At 62.2% G+C, this 17,369-nt stretch carries 16 protein-coding genes; 3 read left to right on the forward strand and 13 right to left on the reverse strand.

Annotated elements, in window-relative coordinates:
• Positions 1-138: 138 nt before the first annotated feature.
• The 7 genes from SB822_RS31640 to sapR are packed head-to-tail and all read right to left on the reverse strand — an operon-like array spanning position 139 to position 6,992.
• Positions 139-906 (reverse strand): ABC transporter ATP-binding protein, encoded by a 768-nt coding sequence (locus SB822_RS31640; protein WP_007586405.1) that lies wholly within the window; start codon positions 904-906, stop codon positions 139-141.
• A complete protein-coding gene (locus tag SB822_RS31645) occupies positions 903-1,784 on the reverse strand; it encodes an ABC transporter ATP-binding protein (protein ID WP_079487472.1) in 882 nt (293 codons plus the stop codon). Before SB822_RS31645 ends, SB822_RS31640 begins: the two co-directional genes overlap by 4 nt.
• Position 1,785: 1 nt before the next feature.
• Entirely contained in the window at positions 1,786-2,700 is a 915-nt protein-coding gene (nikC, locus tag SB822_RS31650) for a nickel transporter permease (RefSeq protein WP_410856405.1), read from the reverse strand.
• A gap of 58 nt (positions 2,701-2,758) precedes the next feature.
• A complete protein-coding gene (locus tag SB822_RS31655) occupies positions 2,759-3,829 on the reverse strand; it encodes an ABC transporter permease (protein WP_410856406.1) in 1,071 nt (356 codons plus the stop codon).
• A gap of 13 nt (positions 3,830-3,842) precedes the next feature.
• A complete protein-coding gene (locus SB822_RS31660; RefSeq protein ID WP_410856407.1) occupies positions 3,843-5,450 on the reverse strand; it encodes an ABC transporter substrate-binding protein in 1,608 nt (535 codons plus the stop codon).
• Between the two features lie 55 nt (positions 5,451-5,505).
• A complete protein-coding gene (gene ddpX / locus SB822_RS31665; protein ID WP_007744464.1) occupies positions 5,506-6,072 on the reverse strand; it encodes a D-alanyl-D-alanine dipeptidase in 567 nt (188 codons plus the stop codon).
• Between the two features lie 5 nt (positions 6,073-6,077).
• Entirely contained in the window at positions 6,078-6,992 is a 915-nt protein-coding gene (gene sapR, locus SB822_RS31670; protein WP_410856408.1) for a sap1 transcriptional regulator SapR, read from the reverse strand.
• A gap of 448 nt (positions 6,993-7,440) precedes the next feature.
• Here sapR and SB822_RS31675 point away from each other — a divergent pair, with 448 nt between their 5' ends.
• Complete coding sequence (locus SB822_RS31675; protein ID WP_410856409.1) at positions 7,441-8,883, forward strand: catalase; 1,443 nt, start codon at positions 7,441-7,443, stop codon at positions 8,881-8,883.
• 78 nt (positions 8,884-8,961) lie between these two features.
• Here the strand turns inward: SB822_RS31675 and SB822_RS31680 are convergent, their stop codons facing one another.
• The 3 genes from SB822_RS31680 to SB822_RS31690 all read right to left on the reverse strand — a co-directional run bounded on the left by SB822_RS31680 (position 8,962) and on the right by SB822_RS31690 (position 11,407).
• On the reverse strand, positions 8,962-9,906 hold the full coding sequence (locus tag SB822_RS31680; RefSeq protein ID WP_410856410.1) for a LysR family transcriptional regulator: 945 nt from the start codon (positions 9,904-9,906) through the stop codon (positions 8,962-8,964).
• A gap of 92 nt (positions 9,907-9,998) precedes the next feature.
• The gene (locus tag SB822_RS31685) at positions 9,999-10,487 is read right to left on the reverse strand and encodes a GAF domain-containing protein (RefSeq protein WP_007586426.1); all 489 of its coding nucleotides are present in this window, start codon (positions 10,485-10,487) and stop codon (positions 9,999-10,001) included.
• A gap of 248 nt (positions 10,488-10,735) precedes the next feature.
• Positions 10,736-11,407 carry a nitroreductase gene (locus tag SB822_RS31690; RefSeq protein ID WP_007744456.1) on the reverse strand — a complete coding sequence of 224 codons (672 nt, stop codon included), beginning with the start codon at positions 11,405-11,407 and terminating at the stop codon, positions 10,736-10,738.
• 182 nt (positions 11,408-11,589) lie between these two features.
• Between SB822_RS31690 and SB822_RS31695 the strand changes: the two genes are divergently transcribed.
• A complete protein-coding gene (locus SB822_RS31695) occupies positions 11,590-12,237 on the forward strand; it encodes a hypothetical protein (RefSeq protein ID WP_244208010.1) in 648 nt (215 codons plus the stop codon).
• A gap of 962 nt (positions 12,238-13,199) precedes the next feature.
• On the opposite strand, the gene SB822_RS31700 is transcribed toward SB822_RS31695, so the two are convergent.
• A complete protein-coding gene (locus SB822_RS31700; RefSeq protein ID WP_410856411.1) occupies positions 13,200-13,958 on the reverse strand; it encodes a sulfite exporter TauE/SafE family protein in 759 nt (252 codons plus the stop codon).
• Positions 13,959-14,033: 75 nt separating this feature from the next.
• On the opposite strand from SB822_RS31700, the gene SB822_RS31705 reads away from it, so the two are divergent.
• Positions 14,034-14,930: a LysR family transcriptional regulator gene (locus SB822_RS31705; protein WP_410856412.1), complete on the forward strand. Its 897-nt coding sequence runs from the start codon at positions 14,034-14,036 to the stop codon at positions 14,928-14,930.
• Between the two features lie 2 nt (positions 14,931-14,932).
• On the opposite strand, the gene SB822_RS31710 is transcribed toward SB822_RS31705, so the two are convergent.
• Complete coding sequence (locus SB822_RS31710) at positions 14,933-15,583, reverse strand: lytic transglycosylase domain-containing protein (RefSeq protein ID WP_410856413.1); 651 nt, start codon at positions 15,581-15,583, stop codon at positions 14,933-14,935.
• A 117-nt stretch (positions 15,584-15,700) separates the two neighbouring features.
• On the reverse strand, positions 15,701-17,290 hold the full coding sequence (locus tag SB822_RS31715) for a phospholipase D family protein (protein WP_410856414.1): 1,590 nt from the start codon (positions 17,288-17,290) through the stop codon (positions 15,701-15,703).
• Positions 17,291-17,369: the final 79 nt, after the last annotated feature.

Genomic DNA, 17,369 nt, shown 5'->3' on the forward strand with positions numbered 1-17,369 from the left:
TTGCCTACTTTTCTTTGCGGCGGCAAAGAAAAGTAGGTGCCGCCCCGCACAGGGGCGACGCATGAAGCACGAAGGCATAACGCGGATGCCAGCGTAAAGAACAAAAACCCAAACGCCACCACAACCCGGAACACACACTCACAGCGAAGTATCGACCCCCATCGCCTCCACAGCCTTCCGCCGATAACCCCCCGTCGCGAGCAGCAGACTGCGCGAATATTCACTCTCAACCTGCTGCGCGCGAACGCGCTCGATATCGAGTTCTTCGACGATCTCGCCATTACGCATAATCGCGACGCGCGAACACAAGAAGCCGACCACGGCCAGATTGTGACTAACAAGAATCATCGTCAGATTGCGCTCTTGATGCAGGCGCTTGAGCAGGTTCAATATTTCGGCCTGCACGGAGACATCGAGCGCCGAGGTCGGCTCGTCTAGCAGCAGCACACGCGGCTCCACGATCAATGCACGCGCAATCGCAACCCGTTGCCTTTGCCCGCCCGACAACTGATGCGGATAGCGAAACCGGAACGACGCATTCAGTCCCACTTCGCGCAGCGCATTGACAATGCGCTCTTCATGCCGATCGATGCCATTGATGCGCAACGGCTCGCGCAACGTCTGATCGACGGTGAAGCGCGGATGCAGCGAGCCATACGGGTCCTGAAACACCATTTGCACATCGCGCTTTTGCGTCGCTTGCTCGTGCTGTGCGATACGCATCGTGCCTTGCGCGATCGGCGTGAGCCCACTCAATGCACGCAAGATCGTCGACTTGCCGGAACCCGACTCGCCGACAAGACCGAACACTTCGCCTTGCGCGACATGAAAGCTCACATTGCGCACCGCGTCGACAGCGCCTGCGGCCGTCTTGAAGCGAACGGTCACTGCATCGACGTCGATCATGCGGATGCTCCTTGCACATCGTTAAGCCATGCGGGATCGCGCGAGAGAACGGGCAACTCGGCGGGCGGATTCGCAAGCGGCGGATTCGCCGCCAACAAGCCGCGCGTATAGGGATGTTGCGCATGAACGAGATCGCGCGCCGCGCAGGTTTCGACGACGCGCCCCGCGTACATCACCACGACGCGGTCGCAGAACGACATCACGAGTGGTAGATCGTGGCTGATGAAGATGAGGCCAGTATCATGTTTCGCGATCATTTCATCGAGCACGGCGAGTACCTGCATCGATACCAGCACGTCGAGCGCGCTGGTCGGTTCGTCGGCGATCAACAGACGTGGCCCCGTCGATACCATCATCGCGATCATCACGCGCTGCCCCATGCCGCCCGAGAGTTCATGCGGATACGAATCAACCACGCGCTCCGGGTTGCGGATATGCACGGCTTCGAGCGCGGCGATGATCTTCTCGCGCATCGCGCGCCGGCCGAGCTTCGGCTCATGCAGCGCGAACGCTTCGCGCATCTGCTGCGCCACGGTCATCACCGGGTTCAGCGAGTATTTCGGGTCTTGCAGGATCATGCCCATCTGCTGGCCACACAACTTCCGGCGCTTGTCGGCGCGCATGTCGAGCAGATCGCTTCCGTCGAAGCGCATCGTCTTTGCCGTGCAATGCGCGGCGGGCGGCAACAATCCCAGCAGAGCGCGACCCGTCAACGATTTACCCGACCCGGACTCGCCGACAATGCCGAGCCGCTCGCCCTTGTTCAGCGTCAGCGAGAGACCACGCACCGCTTCGTTCATCGTGCCGTCGTGCGTGCGGAACGCGATGCGCAGATCGTCGATTTCGCACAATGCAGGCGTCGTGTTGGGCGTGCTCATGTCAGTCTCCATGACGCGGATCGAAAACGTCGCGCAATCCATCGCCGAGCAGATTGAACGCGAGGCTCACGAGCAGAATCGCGAAGCCCGGAATGGTCGCGACCCACCACGAATCGAGTAGCACGTTGCGGCCCGATGCGACCATGAAGCCCCATTCGGGACTCGGCGGTTGTGCGCCGAGTCCGAGAAAGCCGAGGCCCGCGACGGTCAGAATGATGCCCGCCATATCGAGGGTCGCGCGCACGATCACCGACGACGAACAAAGCGGCACGATATAGCGCAGCAGAATGCGCAGGTTAGACGCGCCTTGCAACCGCGCAACGTGAATAAAGTCGGTCTGCACCAGGCGCAATGTCTCGGCGCGCGCGAGCCGCGCGTACGCGGGCCATGCGGTAATCGAAATGGCGATCACGGCATTGAACACACCCGGCCCCAAAGCAGCCGCGAAGGCGAGCGCGAGCACGATCTTCGGAAACGCGAGTGCGATGTCGGTCACGCGCATCAGCACGTTGTCGACCCAGCCGCCGAAGAAGCCCGCCGTCGTGCCGATCAAAAGACCGATGGGCACGACGACCACCACGACGAGTATCGCGATAGAAAGCGTCAGCCGCGACCCGTAAATGACGCGCGAAAGAATATCGCGGCCGAGCTGATCGGTGCCGAACCAGTGAGACGCCGAGCCGGGCGGCAACAGCCGGTCGGACAGCACCTGTATCAACGGGTCGTGCGGCGCGATCCACGGCCCGATGATCGCGACGATCACGAGCAGCACGAGGATCGAGAAGCCGAACACCGACAGCGGATTGCCCCTGAAGCGCCGCCAGCGCCGGTATGCAAGGCCGAGCGCGGCTTGCCGGCGCGATGCGGGCGTGTCCGTCAGCAGCCATTCCTTCCAGGTCGGACGGGGCGCGTTCATCGGCCAGTCCGATGTAGAACGGTCAACAGGAGGTCGCACGTCGAAAGTCTCCGTTGCATCAGCGGGCGCGCGGATCGAACACGCGATAGAGCGCGTCGGTCAGCAGATTCAACGCGATGAAGGTGATACCGATCACGAGCGTGCTGCCAAGCACGGCATTCATGTCGGCGTTGAGCAACGCACCCGTCAGATACGAGCCAATGCCCGGCCACGCAAAGACGATCTCCGTCAAGACCGAGCCTTCGAGCAGAAAGCTGTACGAGAGCGCGATCACCGTGAGCAGCGGCACCGCGATATTGCCGAACGCATGCACCCAGATCACGCGCCGCTCGGACAGACCTTTGGCGCGTGCCGTGGTGATGTACTCCTGATTCAACTGGTCGAGCATGAACGAGCGCGTCATCCGGCTCAGGTACGCGACCGAGTAGTAGCCGAGTATCGCGGCGGGCAAGGCGATATGCGACAGCGCATTGAAGAACACATCCCATTCGCCCGCGATCAGTGAATCGATCAGCAGGCTGCCCGTGCGCGTATCGACCATGCCGTCGAATACCGGGTCGAGCCTGCCCGGTCCCGATACCCAATGCAGCTTCGCATAGAACAGCAGCAGTCCCATCAGGCCGAGCCAGAACACCGGCACCGAACTGCCGATCAAGCCGATGAAGCGCGCCACGTGGTCGATCCAGCGGTTATGCCGGACAGCCGCAATCACGCCGAGCGGCACGCCGACCAGCACGCCGATGATCGTCGACAGTGTCGCGAGTTCGAGCGTCGCGGGGAACACGCGCTTGATATCGTCGATCACCGGGTTGGCTGTCAGCAGCGATACGCCTAGATCGCCGTGCAGCACCGCGCTCACATAGAGGAAGAACTGCTCGGCGAGCGGCTTGTCGAGACCGAGCTGGATGCGCGCGGCCGCATAGGCGCTCGCCGACGCGCGGTCACCGAGTATCGCGAGCACGGGGTCGATCGGCACCTTGCGGCCGATCACGAAAGTCACGGCCAGCAGGCCCGTGAACGTGATGGCGAGCGTGAGCACCCAGCGCAGCACGCGCAACGTCCAGCGCAAGCCCGCGCTGCGCGCGGACGCAGCGCGGATCTGGTCGATGGGAGTGAGCGGTGTCGACATATCGGCCGCGTACCTATTGCTTCTTTACGTGCAGATACGACACGAGATCGTTGATCGGACCGACTTCGAGTCCCGACACCCCCGGACGCATCGCCACTTGCGACACCTGCTGGAACATGATGACGAACGGCGACTTCGCGAGCATTTCCTTCTGCATCGTTTGATAGAGCTGCGCGCGTTTGGCCGGCGACGATTCGGCGAGTGCCGCGTTGGTCTCTTTCGTGAGATCCGGAATGTCCCACGAATTACGCCATGCGAGCATCTTGTACGAAGACTTGTCGGAGTTGTCGGGATTCCACGCATAGCCTTGCGCATTGCTGTGCGGGTCGATGTAATCCGCCGACCATTCGCCGATATAAATATCGTGCTGGCGCGCGCGGTACTTTGCGAGCGTCTGCTTGTTGTCACCGGGAATGATCTCGACCTTGATGCCGCCTTGCGCGAGATTGGCCTGTACGGCCTGCGCAATTTCGTTGTACGGATACGCGCTCCGCACGTCCATCGTCACTTTGAACCCGTTCGGCAAGCCGGCTTTCGCAAGCAGCGCCTTCGCTTTAGCCACGTCCTGATGATACGGATTGGTGTTCAGCGCACCGAGAAAGCCTTCCGGCAGGAACGTCTGATGAACCTGGAAGGTGTTCTTCGTCACGTTCTTCTGGATGCCGTCGTAATCGATCAGCCATTTCATCGCTTCCTGCACTTCGGGCTTCGCGAGATTCGGGTTCTTCACGTTGAGGCCGAGATAGAGCAGCGTGGCCTGCGGCACGGACGTCACGGTCACCTTATTGCCCTTGGTGAGCGTGGCGAGATCGTCGGGGCTGAGATTGCGCGCGACGTCCGCGTCGCCGTTTTCGAGCAGCAGGCGCTGGCTCGAGGCCTCCGGCACATGGCGCATCACGATGCGTTTCATTGCCAGTGGCATGCGGTAGCCGTCGTACTTCTGCAGGATGATGCTGTCGTTCGCCGTCCATTTGACGAGCTTGTATGCGCCGGAGCCGGCCTCGTTCGTGCGCAGCCATTCGTTGCCGAAATCATTGCCTTTCTGGTGCGACAGCAGCAGCTTCTTGTCGAGCACGGATGCAGGCCACGCGCCCAGCACGTTGAGCACGAACGTGGGCGCGTATTTCTGGTCGGTCGTGATACTGACGGTCGAGTCGTCGATCTTCTTGACGTTTTGCAGCGCGTTGTCCTTCGTCAAGCCGATGCCCTGCAGCACCGCGGCCGCGCCCTTGTCGAGCAGCACGCAGCGCTGGATCGACCATGCAACGTCGTCGGCCGTGAGCGGGTTGCCGGAATGGAACTTGAGATCCGGCCGAATCTTGAACGTGAACGTCAAACCGTCCGGGCTGACCGTCCACGACTGCGCGACGTCGCCGTTGAATTTCGACGGGTCTTTCAGATCGACGCGCACGAGGCGGTCGTATGTGTTCGCGACATATTCCTCGGGCACCAGTTCGTACACTTCGCCCGGATCGAGCGTCGAGAACTCGTCGAGTGTGGTGGCGATCACCAGCATGTCTTTCGGCGTGGCCGCCAATGCGGTGCTTGTTGTCGTCATCGTAAGCGTCAGTGCCGAGACGACGGCCACTGCCGCTAGCGCATTGCGCAGAACCAGATTCATACTCGCTCCGTATCGAGAGGGAACATGCGTGGGAAGGCTGCTAAAAAAGCGTGGATTACATCAGCTTCAACGGGCCGCTTTCGCTGTTGTCGATGATGGGCAGCGCGCGCGAGCCGGGTATTTCGTAATGCCACCACTCGCTGGCAATATGCGTGAAGCCGGACGCGTGCATGATGCCGAGCAGCAGCAAGCGGTTGCGCTGCACATGCTGCGGCAGCCCTTTGTGAAAATGCTCGGACTCCTTGACCATCGCGTCGAAGCCGGTGCCCATGTCGAGCGCTTCGCCATGGCTGTCGATCAAGGTCAGATCGAGCGCCGTACCGCGGCTATGATTCGATCCGCGCCCGAGTTCCGCGATATAGGTCGGATCGGGCAAGAAGTCCCACAGAACTTTTTGCGCCTGCGGCGGACGGTACGCATCGAAAATGCGCAGCTTCATGCCGATGCTGGCCGCGAGTTCGACCGCCTTGCGCAAGCCCGTTTCGGCGGGCGCGAGCAAAAGGCAGTGCGCTTCCTTGTAGATCGGCTTGCCGGTGAAGTTATTGGCGGTCGCATAGGCGAGGTCGAGTTCGACGCCATGCGTTTCCGGCGTGACATGTATGAGTTGTGGGGTATCGGTCATGAGAATCAGAGGTCGAATTGATCGAGTTCGCGCTGCAACTCTCGGTTGCGCGCAACACGTTGGTCGATAGCCGGACCCAATCGTTCAACAATCGATGTCAATAGCAGATTGAACAGGCACGTAAGGGGCGCAAGCGAATCCCAGAACTGGCCAACGTCCGTCTTCACCTGAATCAGGTCGCTGGGAAATTCGCGCGCCCACGGGCAATAGAGATCGGTGACGAGTGCAAACGGCAATTCGCGCCGCGTCGCCGCTTCGCAATAGCGCCGCGCGATGCGCGAATAGGCACGCGTGTCGGTGACGATCAGATACGGCGACGCGAACTCCGAATTGAGCGAGTCGACGTACGAGCCGGACATGCCGTCGGAATAGAACACGCGCGGGCGCAGGTACTCCAGGTAGCTGTAGAACGCGTTGGAGATGCCGCGCGTCGATTGAATGCCGAGAATGAAGACGGCATCCGCTTCGGCAATGCGCTGCGCAATGCGCGCGAAGGTCTCGCCTTGCGCCAGTTGATAAACATAACGGATGGCATCGACTTCGAGATCGAGCGAGCGCACGGTGGTGGCGTCGCCCGCATCGCCCGCATTGCCCACGTCGCCCGCATCCACGCCGTTCGCGCTGCTGTCGCTACTGTCATCGCGCTCGCTGCGGTAAGCGTCGAGCCGGTCGGTGATGAACCACGGACGCGATTGTGCGCCGCGCAACTCGCGCTTCAGGTCGTCGAGATTGCGATAGCCGACGCTGCGCAGAAAGCGCCCGACCGATATCCCGCTCGTGCCCGTCTGATGCGCGATCTGGTCCGCCGTTTCGAGGCCGAGGCGTTCGAGATTCGCCAGCATGTAGCTGGCGATGCGCTTGGCCGTGGGCGTGAGCGTCGCGAAGCTTGCTTCGACTGTGTGGGCGAATGCGGTGGACATCGAGTGTCGTTTGGCGTCTTATTCGTTAGTTATCTGTCAAAGTCCGGCAATCTGGTACGTATATGACAGGGACAATAAAGCGAGCGCTAACTTAAAATTTTTATCGGATTCCGCAAACTCATAGCACTTTGACCCGGAGCGCATTGAACGTCATTCATCCGTCATCCGCTTCCGGCAGCACTTCTTGCATGCGCTGCATGTGGTGCAATTCAAGGCTCACCCCTTCTCTGCTCGCTTGTTCGAATGGCGCTAAGATCGCTCCCGCAGCAACCGGTCCGCGCGTTGTGAGCAGTGCGCAGACCGACATGACGACGGCATGACCGTCCCCGATTTCGCCTCCAGAGACAGCGGTTGCCGATCTGCCATGGCGGCTGCAGTCGCTGGAAATCCCACAGTACGATCCGGTGGCGCGTCCCCGGAGCTTTCTATAAGTGTTGGAGGGCTAGACGTGAACAAGCTGACGACTGCTTTTGGCGCACCCGTTGTAGACAATCAGAACACCCAGACGGCGGGCCCGCGCGGCCCGGCATTGCTGCAGGACGTGTGGTTCCTCGAGAAACTCGCGCACTTCGACCGCGAAGTGATTCCCGAGCGCCGCATGCATGCGAAAGGCTCGGGTGCGTTCGGCACATTCACGGTCACGCATGACATTTCGAAGTACACGCGCGCCAAGATCTTTTCGCAGATCGGCAAGAAGACGGAACTGTTCGCGCGTTTCTCGACGGTAGCGGGCGAGCGCGGCGCAGCCGATGCCGAGCGCGATATCCGCGGCTTCGCCGTGAAGTTCTATACGGACGAAGGCAACTGGGATCTCGTCGGCAACAACACGCCCGTGTTCTTCCTGCGCGACCCGCTGAAATTTCCGGACCTGAACCACGCGATCAAGCGCGACCCGCGCTCGGGCCTGCGCAGCGCCGAAAGCAACTGGGACTTCTGGACGCAATTGCCCGAAGCGCTGCATCAGATCACGATCGTGATGAGCGATCGCGGCATTCCGAAGTCGTTCCGTCATATGCACGGTTTCGGCAGTCATACGTTCAGCTTCATCAACGCTGACAAGGAACGCTTCTGGGTGAAGTTCCATCTGCATACGCAGCAGGGCATCGAGAACCTGTCGGATGCGGAAGCCACGGCGCTCGTCGGCGCGGACCGCGAGAGCTCGCATCGCGATCTGTACGAATCGATCGAAGCCAACGAATTCCCGAAGTGGACGATGTACGTGCAGGTGATGCCGGAAGCGGATGCGTCGAAGACCTCGTACAACCCGTTCGATCTGACCAAGATCTGGCCGAAGAAGGATTACCCGCTGATCGAAGTAGGCGTGATGGAATTGAATCGCAACGCGGACAATCATTTCGCCGATGTCGAGCAGTCCGCGTTCAATCCCGCCAACGTGGTGCCGGGCATCAGCTTCTCGCCGGACAAGATGCTGCAAGGGCGCCTCTTCTCGTACGGCGACGCGCAGCGCTACCGCCTGGGCGTGAATCACAGCCTGATTCCCGTGAACGCGCCGAGGTGCCCGGTGCATAGCTATCACCGCGACGGCTCGATGCGCGTCGACGGCAACATGGGCGGCGCGACGCCATATAACCCGAATACGCGCGGCGAATGGCTCGATCAGCCGGACTTCAGCGAGCCGCCGCTGTCGATCGAAGGCGCCGCCGACCACTGGAACCACCGCACCGACGATGACTACTTTTCGCAGCCGGGCAATCTGTTCCGCCTGATGTCGCCGGCGCAGCAGCAGACGTTGTTCGACAACACCGCGCGTGCCCTGACGGGCGTGTCGGAGCCGATCCGGAAGCTGCATATCGAGCACTGCACGAAGGCTGATCCCGCGTATGGGCAAGGCGTGGCGGCTGCGCTCGAATCGGCGGGCAAGGCGCTGTGAGATGCGCTCCGCATAGCATCTGACGGCTGTCGCCGCTCGCGCTGAACCGCCCCGAAGGTCGAACGGCCTTCGGGGTTTTTATTTCGACTGCGCGAGAGAATCGGACGGGGACGCTTCCTGTAAGGCAGATTTCCATTCGATCGCGCATTGATCCACGAACCACGCAATGCGCGACTGACAGAACTCGAGATACGTTCGCACGATGGCGGAAGGATGCCGATGCGACGGATACAGCAGATTGACCTGCTGATCCGGCAACGGATACGACGGCAGAAGCGGGACGAGCCGTCCTTGCCGGATCGGCTCGGCGGCGAGAAAGGGCGGAATCTCAGTGACGAACTCGCTGTTCAGCGCGCGATAACGAAGCTGTGCGTAGTCGTTGGTCGTCAGCACGATGTGCGGTTCGACCGTCGTCTTGCCTAGCTGCCATGTGTTGGCGTCATTGGGCGCGCGGTTCCAGAGCGCGCAGGGCAGACGGGTGAGCGCGGACGGTTCGTGCGGCATGCCGAAGCGCTCGATCAGTTGAGGACTCGCGACCAGCACGTGACGATACGACAGCATGCGCCGCGCGACCATCGCTTCATGCGCAATCGCGCCGACGCGCAACGCCACGTCGATCCCTTCCTCGATCAGATCGACGCGCCGTTCGGTCGTGTACACATGCACGCGGATGTCAGGGTAGCGGCGCTGAAAGTCGTGCAGGAGATCCCACCAGATATCGAACGCGGGCGGCAGCGACAGGCGCAGCCGCCCTTTGAGCATGGCCTGATCGGAGGCGACGGCTTCTTCGCCGTCTTTCAGAATCTCGACGCCGAGACTCGCATGCTGGTAGAGCCGCGCGCCGGCATCGGTGAGCCGGGTGCCGCGCGCCGAACGCTCCAGCAGTTGCACGTTCAGCTCTTTTTCCAGCGCGCGAATGCGCCGGCTGATGGTGGCCAGCGGCACGCCCATCCGACTGGCCGCGTTCATGAGACTGCCAGTCTGGACGACGCTGACAAAGATGCGGACGTCGTTGAGATCCACCGCGTTTCACCCGGAAGAGACGATGTGATCGCGATCTTAGTGCAAATGCTTCATGCTGGGGAAGAGGTGGAACCCGTCAGGTGTCCAGTTTTTCAGCGCAGCGACGCGACGAAAATCCGCGCGACTTCTTCCAGCCCACGGCGGTCTTCGTCGTCGAAGCGCGCCAGCACAGGGCTGTCGATATCGAGCACGCCGAACAGTTCGCCATTCGCCTTTTGCAGCGGAATTACGATCTCGGAGCGCGACGCCGAATCGCACGCGATATGCCCTGGAAACGCATCGACATCCGGCACGACCTGCGTCTCACGCGTTTCGGCTGCGCGGCCGCATACGCCACGGCCCATCGGAATACGCACGCAGGCGGGCTTGCCCTGGAACGGACCGACGACCAGCTCGCCGTCGAGCGCGAAATAAAAACCTGCCCAGTTCAACTCCGGCAGGCTGTGAAAGATCAGCGCCGACAGATTGGCCGCATTGGCGATCTGATTGGATTCGCCTTCGAGCAGCGAGCGCGCTTGCGACGCCAGTTCCTGATAGAACTCGGCCTTGGGCAGCGCGGTATTGATGGTGGCTTCGAACATCGGATGCACTCGTGTTGGCTTCAGGAAACCATGATTTTCGCATCAAAGCGCGAAACGCGACGGCAGCCTGCTTTTCTGCATGCGCTTTCATCGATCGCGGTACGGAATACGGTTTCCGGATCTCCGAAAGTCGTAGCAGTCGTATTGGCAACATGAGCGGCCCGGCGTGGGCCACAAGGAAAGCTGATGCGTACACTGTCGTTCAACTTCATGCCCGCGATGGGGTCGTGACGATTTTCTGCTGATCGTCAGACGCCGATGAACTGCGCGAATTCGTCCAGCGGCGTGCGCTGCGAGCGCCACTGGTTGATCGCGGCATCCGTATCTTCGTAGCCGATCGCCATGCCGCTGAACAGCATGCGGTCGGCGGGCAGGTCGAGAAACGCGCCGATCGTTTGCGGATACTGCGCCCAGCATTCCTGCGGGCAGCTATGCAGCCCTTCTTCGCGCAACAGCAGCATGACCGTCTGCATGAACATACCGAGATCGGCCCATTGCGGCGGGCCCATGCGCCGGTCGACGGTGCAAAAGAGCGCGAGCGGCGCATCGAAGAAAGTGAAGTTGCGCGCGAACTGCGCGAGGCGCGCGGGCCGGTTTTCACGCGCAACACCGATGCTGCGGTAAAGATCTTCGCCCACCTGAAAGCGCCGCTCGCGATACGGCGAGTGAAGGCCAGGCGGATAGACGTCGTACTCCATCTCTTCGCCGCCAGGCGCATCCGTGACGCGTTCGCGCATGATGTGCTTGAGGCGCGCGAGCGCGTCGCCGCCTACCACGTGGATATGCCAGGGCTGCAGATTGCCGCCCGACGGCGAGCGCGCGGCGGTGGCGAGCACGCGGCGGATTGCGTCGGGTGGCACGGGCGTCGAAAGAAACTGGCGGACGGATTTGCGGCTGGTGACGGCTTCACTGACGTTCACGCGGTGCTCCTCGAAGGCATTGCGTTGTGCTCGTGCGGGGTGTCGCAGATCGACACAGGCCGATGATACAGGCGGCGGCCATGCGGCCATCTACCTGTCGCGCTAAAGCTTCTGTAAGACTTTGCCGTTAATGCGGGCGAATCAGAACGACCACATAAAACGGGGAGCCGCATTTGAACACGATGAAGCTGGCCACATCTTTCGCGGCGGTTGCCGCATTCGCGACGTTAGCCGGTTGCGTCACCAGCGAGCAGCAGATCTCCGCAGCGCCCGCGCGGCCAAGGCCGCAGCCCGCTGTCGTTGCCGTTCAGGCGCCGCCGCCACCGCCGCCCGCTGTTGTGGTGCGCGCGCCTGCGCAGCCTGTTTATGTGTCTGCGCCGAGCGATGTCTATATTGCGGGCGTTATCGATCGCGACGTGGTGTTCGTGGGTGGCAGCACGTATTTGTGGGTGGTGGGCCCGGATGGCAAGCGTCATCGACATTTCTATGCGCGCGGCGACCGCCGTGCCGAAGTGTTCCGCCGACGTGAGCATTTGCGCGTCGAGATGGCGCATCGTGGCGGGCGTCCGCCCGTGCATGCGGCAATGCCGCCGCGTCGGGACGAGCATCGTCCGCATTCGCATGGCGAGCGTTCCGCGTATGTGCGTGACACGCATCGGCCGGATCGTCACGATGGTGCGCCTGCGCGGCACGCGGAGCATCGTTCGCAGTCGGGACCGGCAAGGGTGGCCGGGCAGAGTGGACACGACGTGGGCCCGCGCGATCACAAACGTTCGCCGCACGTAGACGAGGCGCAGCAGCCGCCGCATCGGCAGGGGCATGCGGGGTGAGCGAGCGGCGCGGCCGGTTTGGTTGTTCTAGCCTTTGCGCTGGCATCCGCGTTATGCCTCCGTGCTTCATGCGCCGCCGTTCGGTGTTGCCTTTGCGCTGGCATCCGTGTTTTGTCTTCGTGGCGCGGGCGGTTTGGTTTGCTTGTGTTTGCGCTGGCATCCGCGTGATGGTGTTTGCCGTTCAAGCGTCGCCCCTGTGCGGGGCGGCACCTACTTTTCTTTGCCGCCGCAAAGAAAAGTAGGCAAAAGAAAGCGGCTAACACCGTCAGTTCTAGTTCTTGCCTGAGGGCCCCCAAATGGTCCCACGCTTCACACGGCAACCACGTGACGCATGTTCGTTGCCAGCGCTCTTGCGGTGCGCCTCACCCGCTTCACGCTCCTGCATTGCAGCATGCCGTGCCAGATAGTCCACCGCCGCCCAGGTGGCAAACTGTGTGTTGGCCCTAGGTGCTCCGCACGCCTCACTCCGGACCGACAGGGCAAGCGTCCCACCATGTAAGAGCGCCGAGCTATACGCCGCGACAACCTACACACAGTTTGCCACCTGGGCGGCGCAAACCATTCGCTGCCGCTAGCGCTTGTTCGGGTGTTTGAAGTGGGTGAGGCGCTCATTCGAAGCGTTGGCAACGAACGTGAACAAGGACGTTGCCGTGTGAAGCGTAAGACCCTTTGGGGGCCCTCAGGCAAGAAGAAATGTTGGCGGTGTGAGCCGCTTTCTTTTGCCTACTTTTCTTTGCGGCGGCAAAGAAAAGTAGGTGCCGCCCCGCACAGGGGCGACGCATGAACATCAAACACCATCACGCGGATGCCAGCGCAAACACCAAAAAACCAAACCGGCCGCGCTACGAAGGCAAAACGCGGATGCCAGCGCAAAGCCGAACCGCCCACATGGACACAAACTACAACCCCTTCTTAGAACCTTATCGTGCTCACCGCGCCCACGCCGCGGATCGCCGCCGAAGTCATCTTCCCGATCCATACGCACGCACAAAAAACGCAATCGTAATGCAAGCCGTAACGACCAACGTGCCATAGCGTATAACTGGCGCGGACGCACGACGCCCCACCATTGCGCCGCCATATCCCCCAATCAACGCCCCGATCAGCATAACGATCGTCTCCGGCCAATACACCGCCCGCGCGACGATGAAAGCGACGACGGCCATCGTATTGGCCGCACTCACCAGCAGCGTGCGCGGCGCGTTGAGCAGCTTTAGCTCGCGGCTATCGAGCAGTCCCCACACAGCCATCATCATGATGCCGACCGCGCCGCCGAAATAGCCGCCATACACACCCAGCGCAAACTGCACGACGAGCACGGCCGCTCGCCCGATGTGCCAGCGCGCGCGCATCCATTCGCCGAAGCGCCGGCCGAACGCGAGCGCGACGGTCGCGACGAGCAACAGCCACGGCACGACGATATCGAAGGTCTTCGACGGCGTGAGCAGCAACAGCAATGCGCCGCATATCCCGCCGACGAGCGTCGTGAACAGCAGCGCGCGCAACGACACGGCGCCGATCGGCCCGAGCCCATCGCGATACGCCCACGCGCTCGCAAGCCCGCCCGGAAAGAGCGCGACGGTGCTCGATGCGTTCGCCTGAACCGAAGGCACGCCGGCCGCGATCAGCGCCGGCAGCGTGACGAAAGAGCCGCCGCCTGCCAGCGCATTCATGCCGCCCGCAAGCAGCCCGGCGCCCGCTACGAGGAATAGATTGTTCATCCGACGGATCATAGCGGCGCGCGCTTCGCGGATACAATCGGGATTCTCCGATGCCAGAGTTCGCCTTAGACGAAGATGACGACCACGTCGCGTTTCGACCTCACCGACCTGCGGCTATTCCTGATGGTCGTCGAGCATGGCAGCCTCACGCGCGGCGCGCAGGCGATGCATCTCGCACTCGCTTCCGCGAGCGAGCGCATCTCCGGCATGGAGTCCGCGCTGGGCGCGCCGCTGCTCGAACGCATGCGGCGCGGCGTGCGCGCGACGCCCGCCGGCGAGGCGCTTGTGCGTCACGCGCGGCTGATCGTCGGGCAGATCGAGCAGATGCGCGGCGAACTGCGCAACTACGCGAAGGGCCTCAAGGGCCGCGTGCATCTGATGTCGAACACGGCGGCGCTCGCGTCGTTCCTGCCCGAACAGCTTTGCCGCTTCCTCACCGCGCACCCCGATCTTTCCGTCGATATCGACGAGCGTCCGAGCGCGGACATCGTGCGGGCCGTCGCCGAAGGGCGCGCGGATCTCGGCATCGTCGCGGATATCGCCGATCTTGCTGCGCTGCAGACGCATGTGATCGCTGACGATCAACTGGTGGTGGCCGCGAGCCGCGCGCATCGCGTGGCGAACGACGAACGGGTTGCGTTTGCCGATATCGTCGATGAAGCGTTCGTGGGCTTGTCCGATGCGGCGCTGGAGCGTCATCTGGCGGATCGCGCGTCGCGGCTCGGACGACAGCTACAGTACCGCGTGCGCTTGCGCAATGTCGCGGATCTGGGCCGCCTGATCGCGGCGGGCGTGGGCATCGCGATTCTGCCTGCGGCCTGCACGCAGTCGCTGGGCGATGCGGATATCGTCGTGTTGCCCTTGTCGGAGGCGTGGACGACGCGGCGTCTGCATCTGTGTGCGCGGGATTTTTCCGCGCTCACGCCGCACGCGCATGCGCTCGCCCGGCAGTTGATGACGCTGGAGGGGTGAGGTCAGGGTAGCGTGTCCGCGGATACCTTCACGACCGGCTGCGCGTTGCTGCTCAACACCGCACTGAACCGCCGCATATGCACCGCCACACGGCGCGCATACCCTTTCCCGCCGCCGCTATAGCGCCACAGCGCGGCATCGATATCGCCGCCGGCAGCATCCAGATAGCCGCGCAGAATCGACGAGCCGATGCGCACGTTGATGGCGGGATCGTCGAGCTCTTTCACGTTGGAGAACGCACGCGGATGCGCGGCGGGCAGCACCTGCATTAGCCCGCGCGCACCGAGCGTGCTCACGGCGCGCGGATCGAAGCCCGATTCGACCGCCATCACCGACAACAGCAGCACGGGCGACATCGAATAGCGGTTGGCTTCCGTGAGAACGGCTTGCGCGATCGTCAGCGCATCGGCGGCTGAGACGCGGAATTGAGCGCGCAAGGTGGCGACGATATCGGCGGGAGAGGGAAGAACGGGCGTGTCGGCGGCCTGAGGTGCTAGAGGCGCTGGAGACGCTTGAGATACCTGAGACGTGGTTTCCGCTTGCGCATGGCCGAACGGCAGCGCGGTGCATAGCGCGAGGCTCGCCGCCATCAATGCGAGCCTGATAAGCGTGTACCGCCACCGTCCTTTGGCTAGATTGTGTTGTTCCTGCATATCGTCTGGTACGAGCCCGGATGCAAGCACTCTACGGACATCGCCGTCGAGATTTTCAAAAGAAACGCACGGTGCGCGTAAAGACCGCGTAAAGACAGCGCCGTCGCGCAGACTCCGCTATAGCTGCGATTCGATCGGCAAAATGCTCAGAAACCAGATACCCGCCTTGCGCATTGCCGATACTTCCGGCTCGCTATCGAGTACTTTGACGGTGCCATCGGGCGCCGTGTCGATCCAGACGATACTGCTCGTGCCGTTCGCATTCGCGCGCAATTCGAGCCGCCATGCGATGCGATCGAAGTTCGGCTCGAGCGTATCGACAACCTGCGCGGCGGCTGGCGCGCTTTCGCAGTACACGCCGATCTCCGTGTTGAGTTCGACCGAACGCGGATCGAGATTCATCGAGCCGATAAAGATGCTGTTGCGGTCGAACACATAAGTCTTCGCATGCAGCGATGCCTTCGACGAGCCGAACAGATGCTTCTTGTCTTCCGTTTTGTCCGCCGTCTTGTCCGCCGTCTTGTCCGCCGTCTTGTCTTCCGCGACGGGCTTCAGTTCGTAGAGACGCACGCCCGCTTCGAGCAGCGCCTTGCGGTAGCGCTGATAGCCGGCATGGACGGCGGCGACGTCGGTGGCGGCTAGCGAGTTGGTCAGCACGGTGACGCGCACCTGCTTTTGCGTCAGTCCCGAAAGCCACGCGACGCCTTCCTTTCCGGGCACGAAATACGGCGAGACGACGAGCATCTGTTGCGTCGGCTGCAGTTCGAGCGCCTTGAGTTGCGTCATCAGATGCCCCTGCGAGTCGCCCGGCGCGCGCGTGATTTTCGCGGGATCGTCGTAGAGCAAAGTGGCTTTGCCCCATGAAAACACGGCATCCTGCGAATGAATGACCTGCGTGAGCCGTGCGCGCGCGTTCACGACGTAGGGGTTGTTTTCCTCGGAAGCCAGATACGCGTCGAGCTGTTTGCGTACGTCGGCCAGCGCCGCAGGGTCCGCCTTGCGGCCCATCAGCCCGTCGATCGGATACGCAGCCTCGGAGTTCCAGAAAAGGTCGAATGCCGACGACACTTCGTGCACGACAGGCCCATGCACGAGCACATCGAGATCGCCGAAAGCGACATCGTTCGAAGCGCCGAAGTATTCGTCGCCGATATTGCGCCCGCCGAGTATCGCGCCCTGGTTGTCCGCGATCATCGACTTGTTGTGCATGCGCCGGTTCACGCGAAAGAAGTCGGTGGCCATGCTGAGCTTCTTGAAGGTGCGGTTGGCGACGGGGTTGAAGAGGCGAATCTGTACGTTCGGATGCGCGTCGAGCGCGAGCAGCAGATTGTCGTCGGCATTGGTGCCGAGATCGTCGAGCAGGATCCGTACGCGCACGCCGCGATCGGCCGCGCGCATCACGGCAGACGCCAGTGCGCGGCCTGTCAGATCGTCATGCCAGATGTAGTACTGCAAGTCGAGCGTGCGGTCCGCCGCTTCCGCGAGCACAAGGCGCGCGACGAGCGCATCGACGGCATCGGGCAGCAGGTGGAACGCGGTCTCGTCGGGATGTTGCTGTTCCTGCGGTGTGAACGCGATGGCGAGCCGCGTGTTCTGCGTGTCGGTGACGGCATGGGTCTGGATGCGATCTGCCTGCGGCGGCAGACTCGCGCACGAAGTCAGCAGGGCGACGGTGAAAGCCGCGAGAAGACTTCGTAGTGTGATCATGGGCGCGCTCCGCAACGGCGATGCGCGTCAGATTAACGGGACGGAACGCCCCTTACAAGTGGAGTCGCGCGGGAGTCCA

The organism is Paraburkholderia sp. SIMBA_054 (assembly GCF_046534875.1).
In the GTDB taxonomy this organism is placed as follows: Bacteria; Pseudomonadota; Gammaproteobacteria; order Burkholderiales; family Burkholderiaceae; genus Paraburkholderia; species Paraburkholderia hospita.

Bases quoted from the DNA above. Each gene is read 5' to 3' on its own strand.
- ddpX (WP_007744464.1), bottom strand. From the start codon at position 6,072: ATGACCGATACCCCACAACTCATACATGTCACGCCGGAAACGCATGGC.
- nikC (WP_410856405.1), bottom strand. From the start codon at position 2,700: ATGAACGCGCCCCGTCCGACCTGGAAGGAATGGCTGCTGACGGACACG.
- SB822_RS31640 (WP_007586405.1), bottom strand. From the start codon at position 906: ATGATCGACGTCGATGCAGTGACCGTTCGCTTCAAGACGGCCGCAGGC.
- SB822_RS31660 (WP_410856407.1), bottom strand. From the start codon at position 5,450: ATGAATCTGGTTCTGCGCAATGCGCTAGCGGCAGTGGCCGTCGTCTCG.
- SB822_RS31700 (WP_410856411.1), bottom strand. From the start codon at position 13,958: ATGAACAATCTATTCCTCGTAGCGGGCGCCGGGCTGCTTGCGGGCGGC.
- SB822_RS31710 (WP_410856413.1), bottom strand. From the start codon at position 15,583: ATGCAGGAACAACACAATCTAGCCAAAGGACGGTGGCGGTACACGCTT.
- SB822_RS31715 (WP_410856414.1), bottom strand. From the start codon at position 17,290: ATGATCACACTACGAAGTCTTCTCGCGGCTTTCACCGTCGCCCTGCTG.
- SB822_RS31685 (WP_007586426.1), bottom strand. From the start codon at position 10,487: ATGTTCGAAGCCACCATCAATACCGCGCTGCCCAAGGCCGAGTTCTAT.
- SB822_RS31695 (WP_244208010.1), top strand. From the start codon at position 11,590: ATGAAGCTGGCCACATCTTTCGCGGCGGTTGCCGCATTCGCGACGTTA.
- sapR (WP_410856408.1), bottom strand. From the start codon at position 6,992: ATGTCCACCGCATTCGCCCACACAGTCGAAGCAAGCTTCGCGACGCTC.
- SB822_RS31655 (WP_410856406.1), bottom strand. From the start codon at position 3,829: ATGTCGACACCGCTCACTCCCATCGACCAGATCCGCGCTGCGTCCGCG.
- SB822_RS31645 (WP_079487472.1), bottom strand. From the start codon at position 1,784: ATGAGCACGCCCAACACGACGCCTGCATTGTGCGAAATCGACGATCTG.
- SB822_RS31705 (WP_410856412.1), top strand. From the start codon at position 14,034: ATGACGACCACGTCGCGTTTCGACCTCACCGACCTGCGGCTATTCCTG.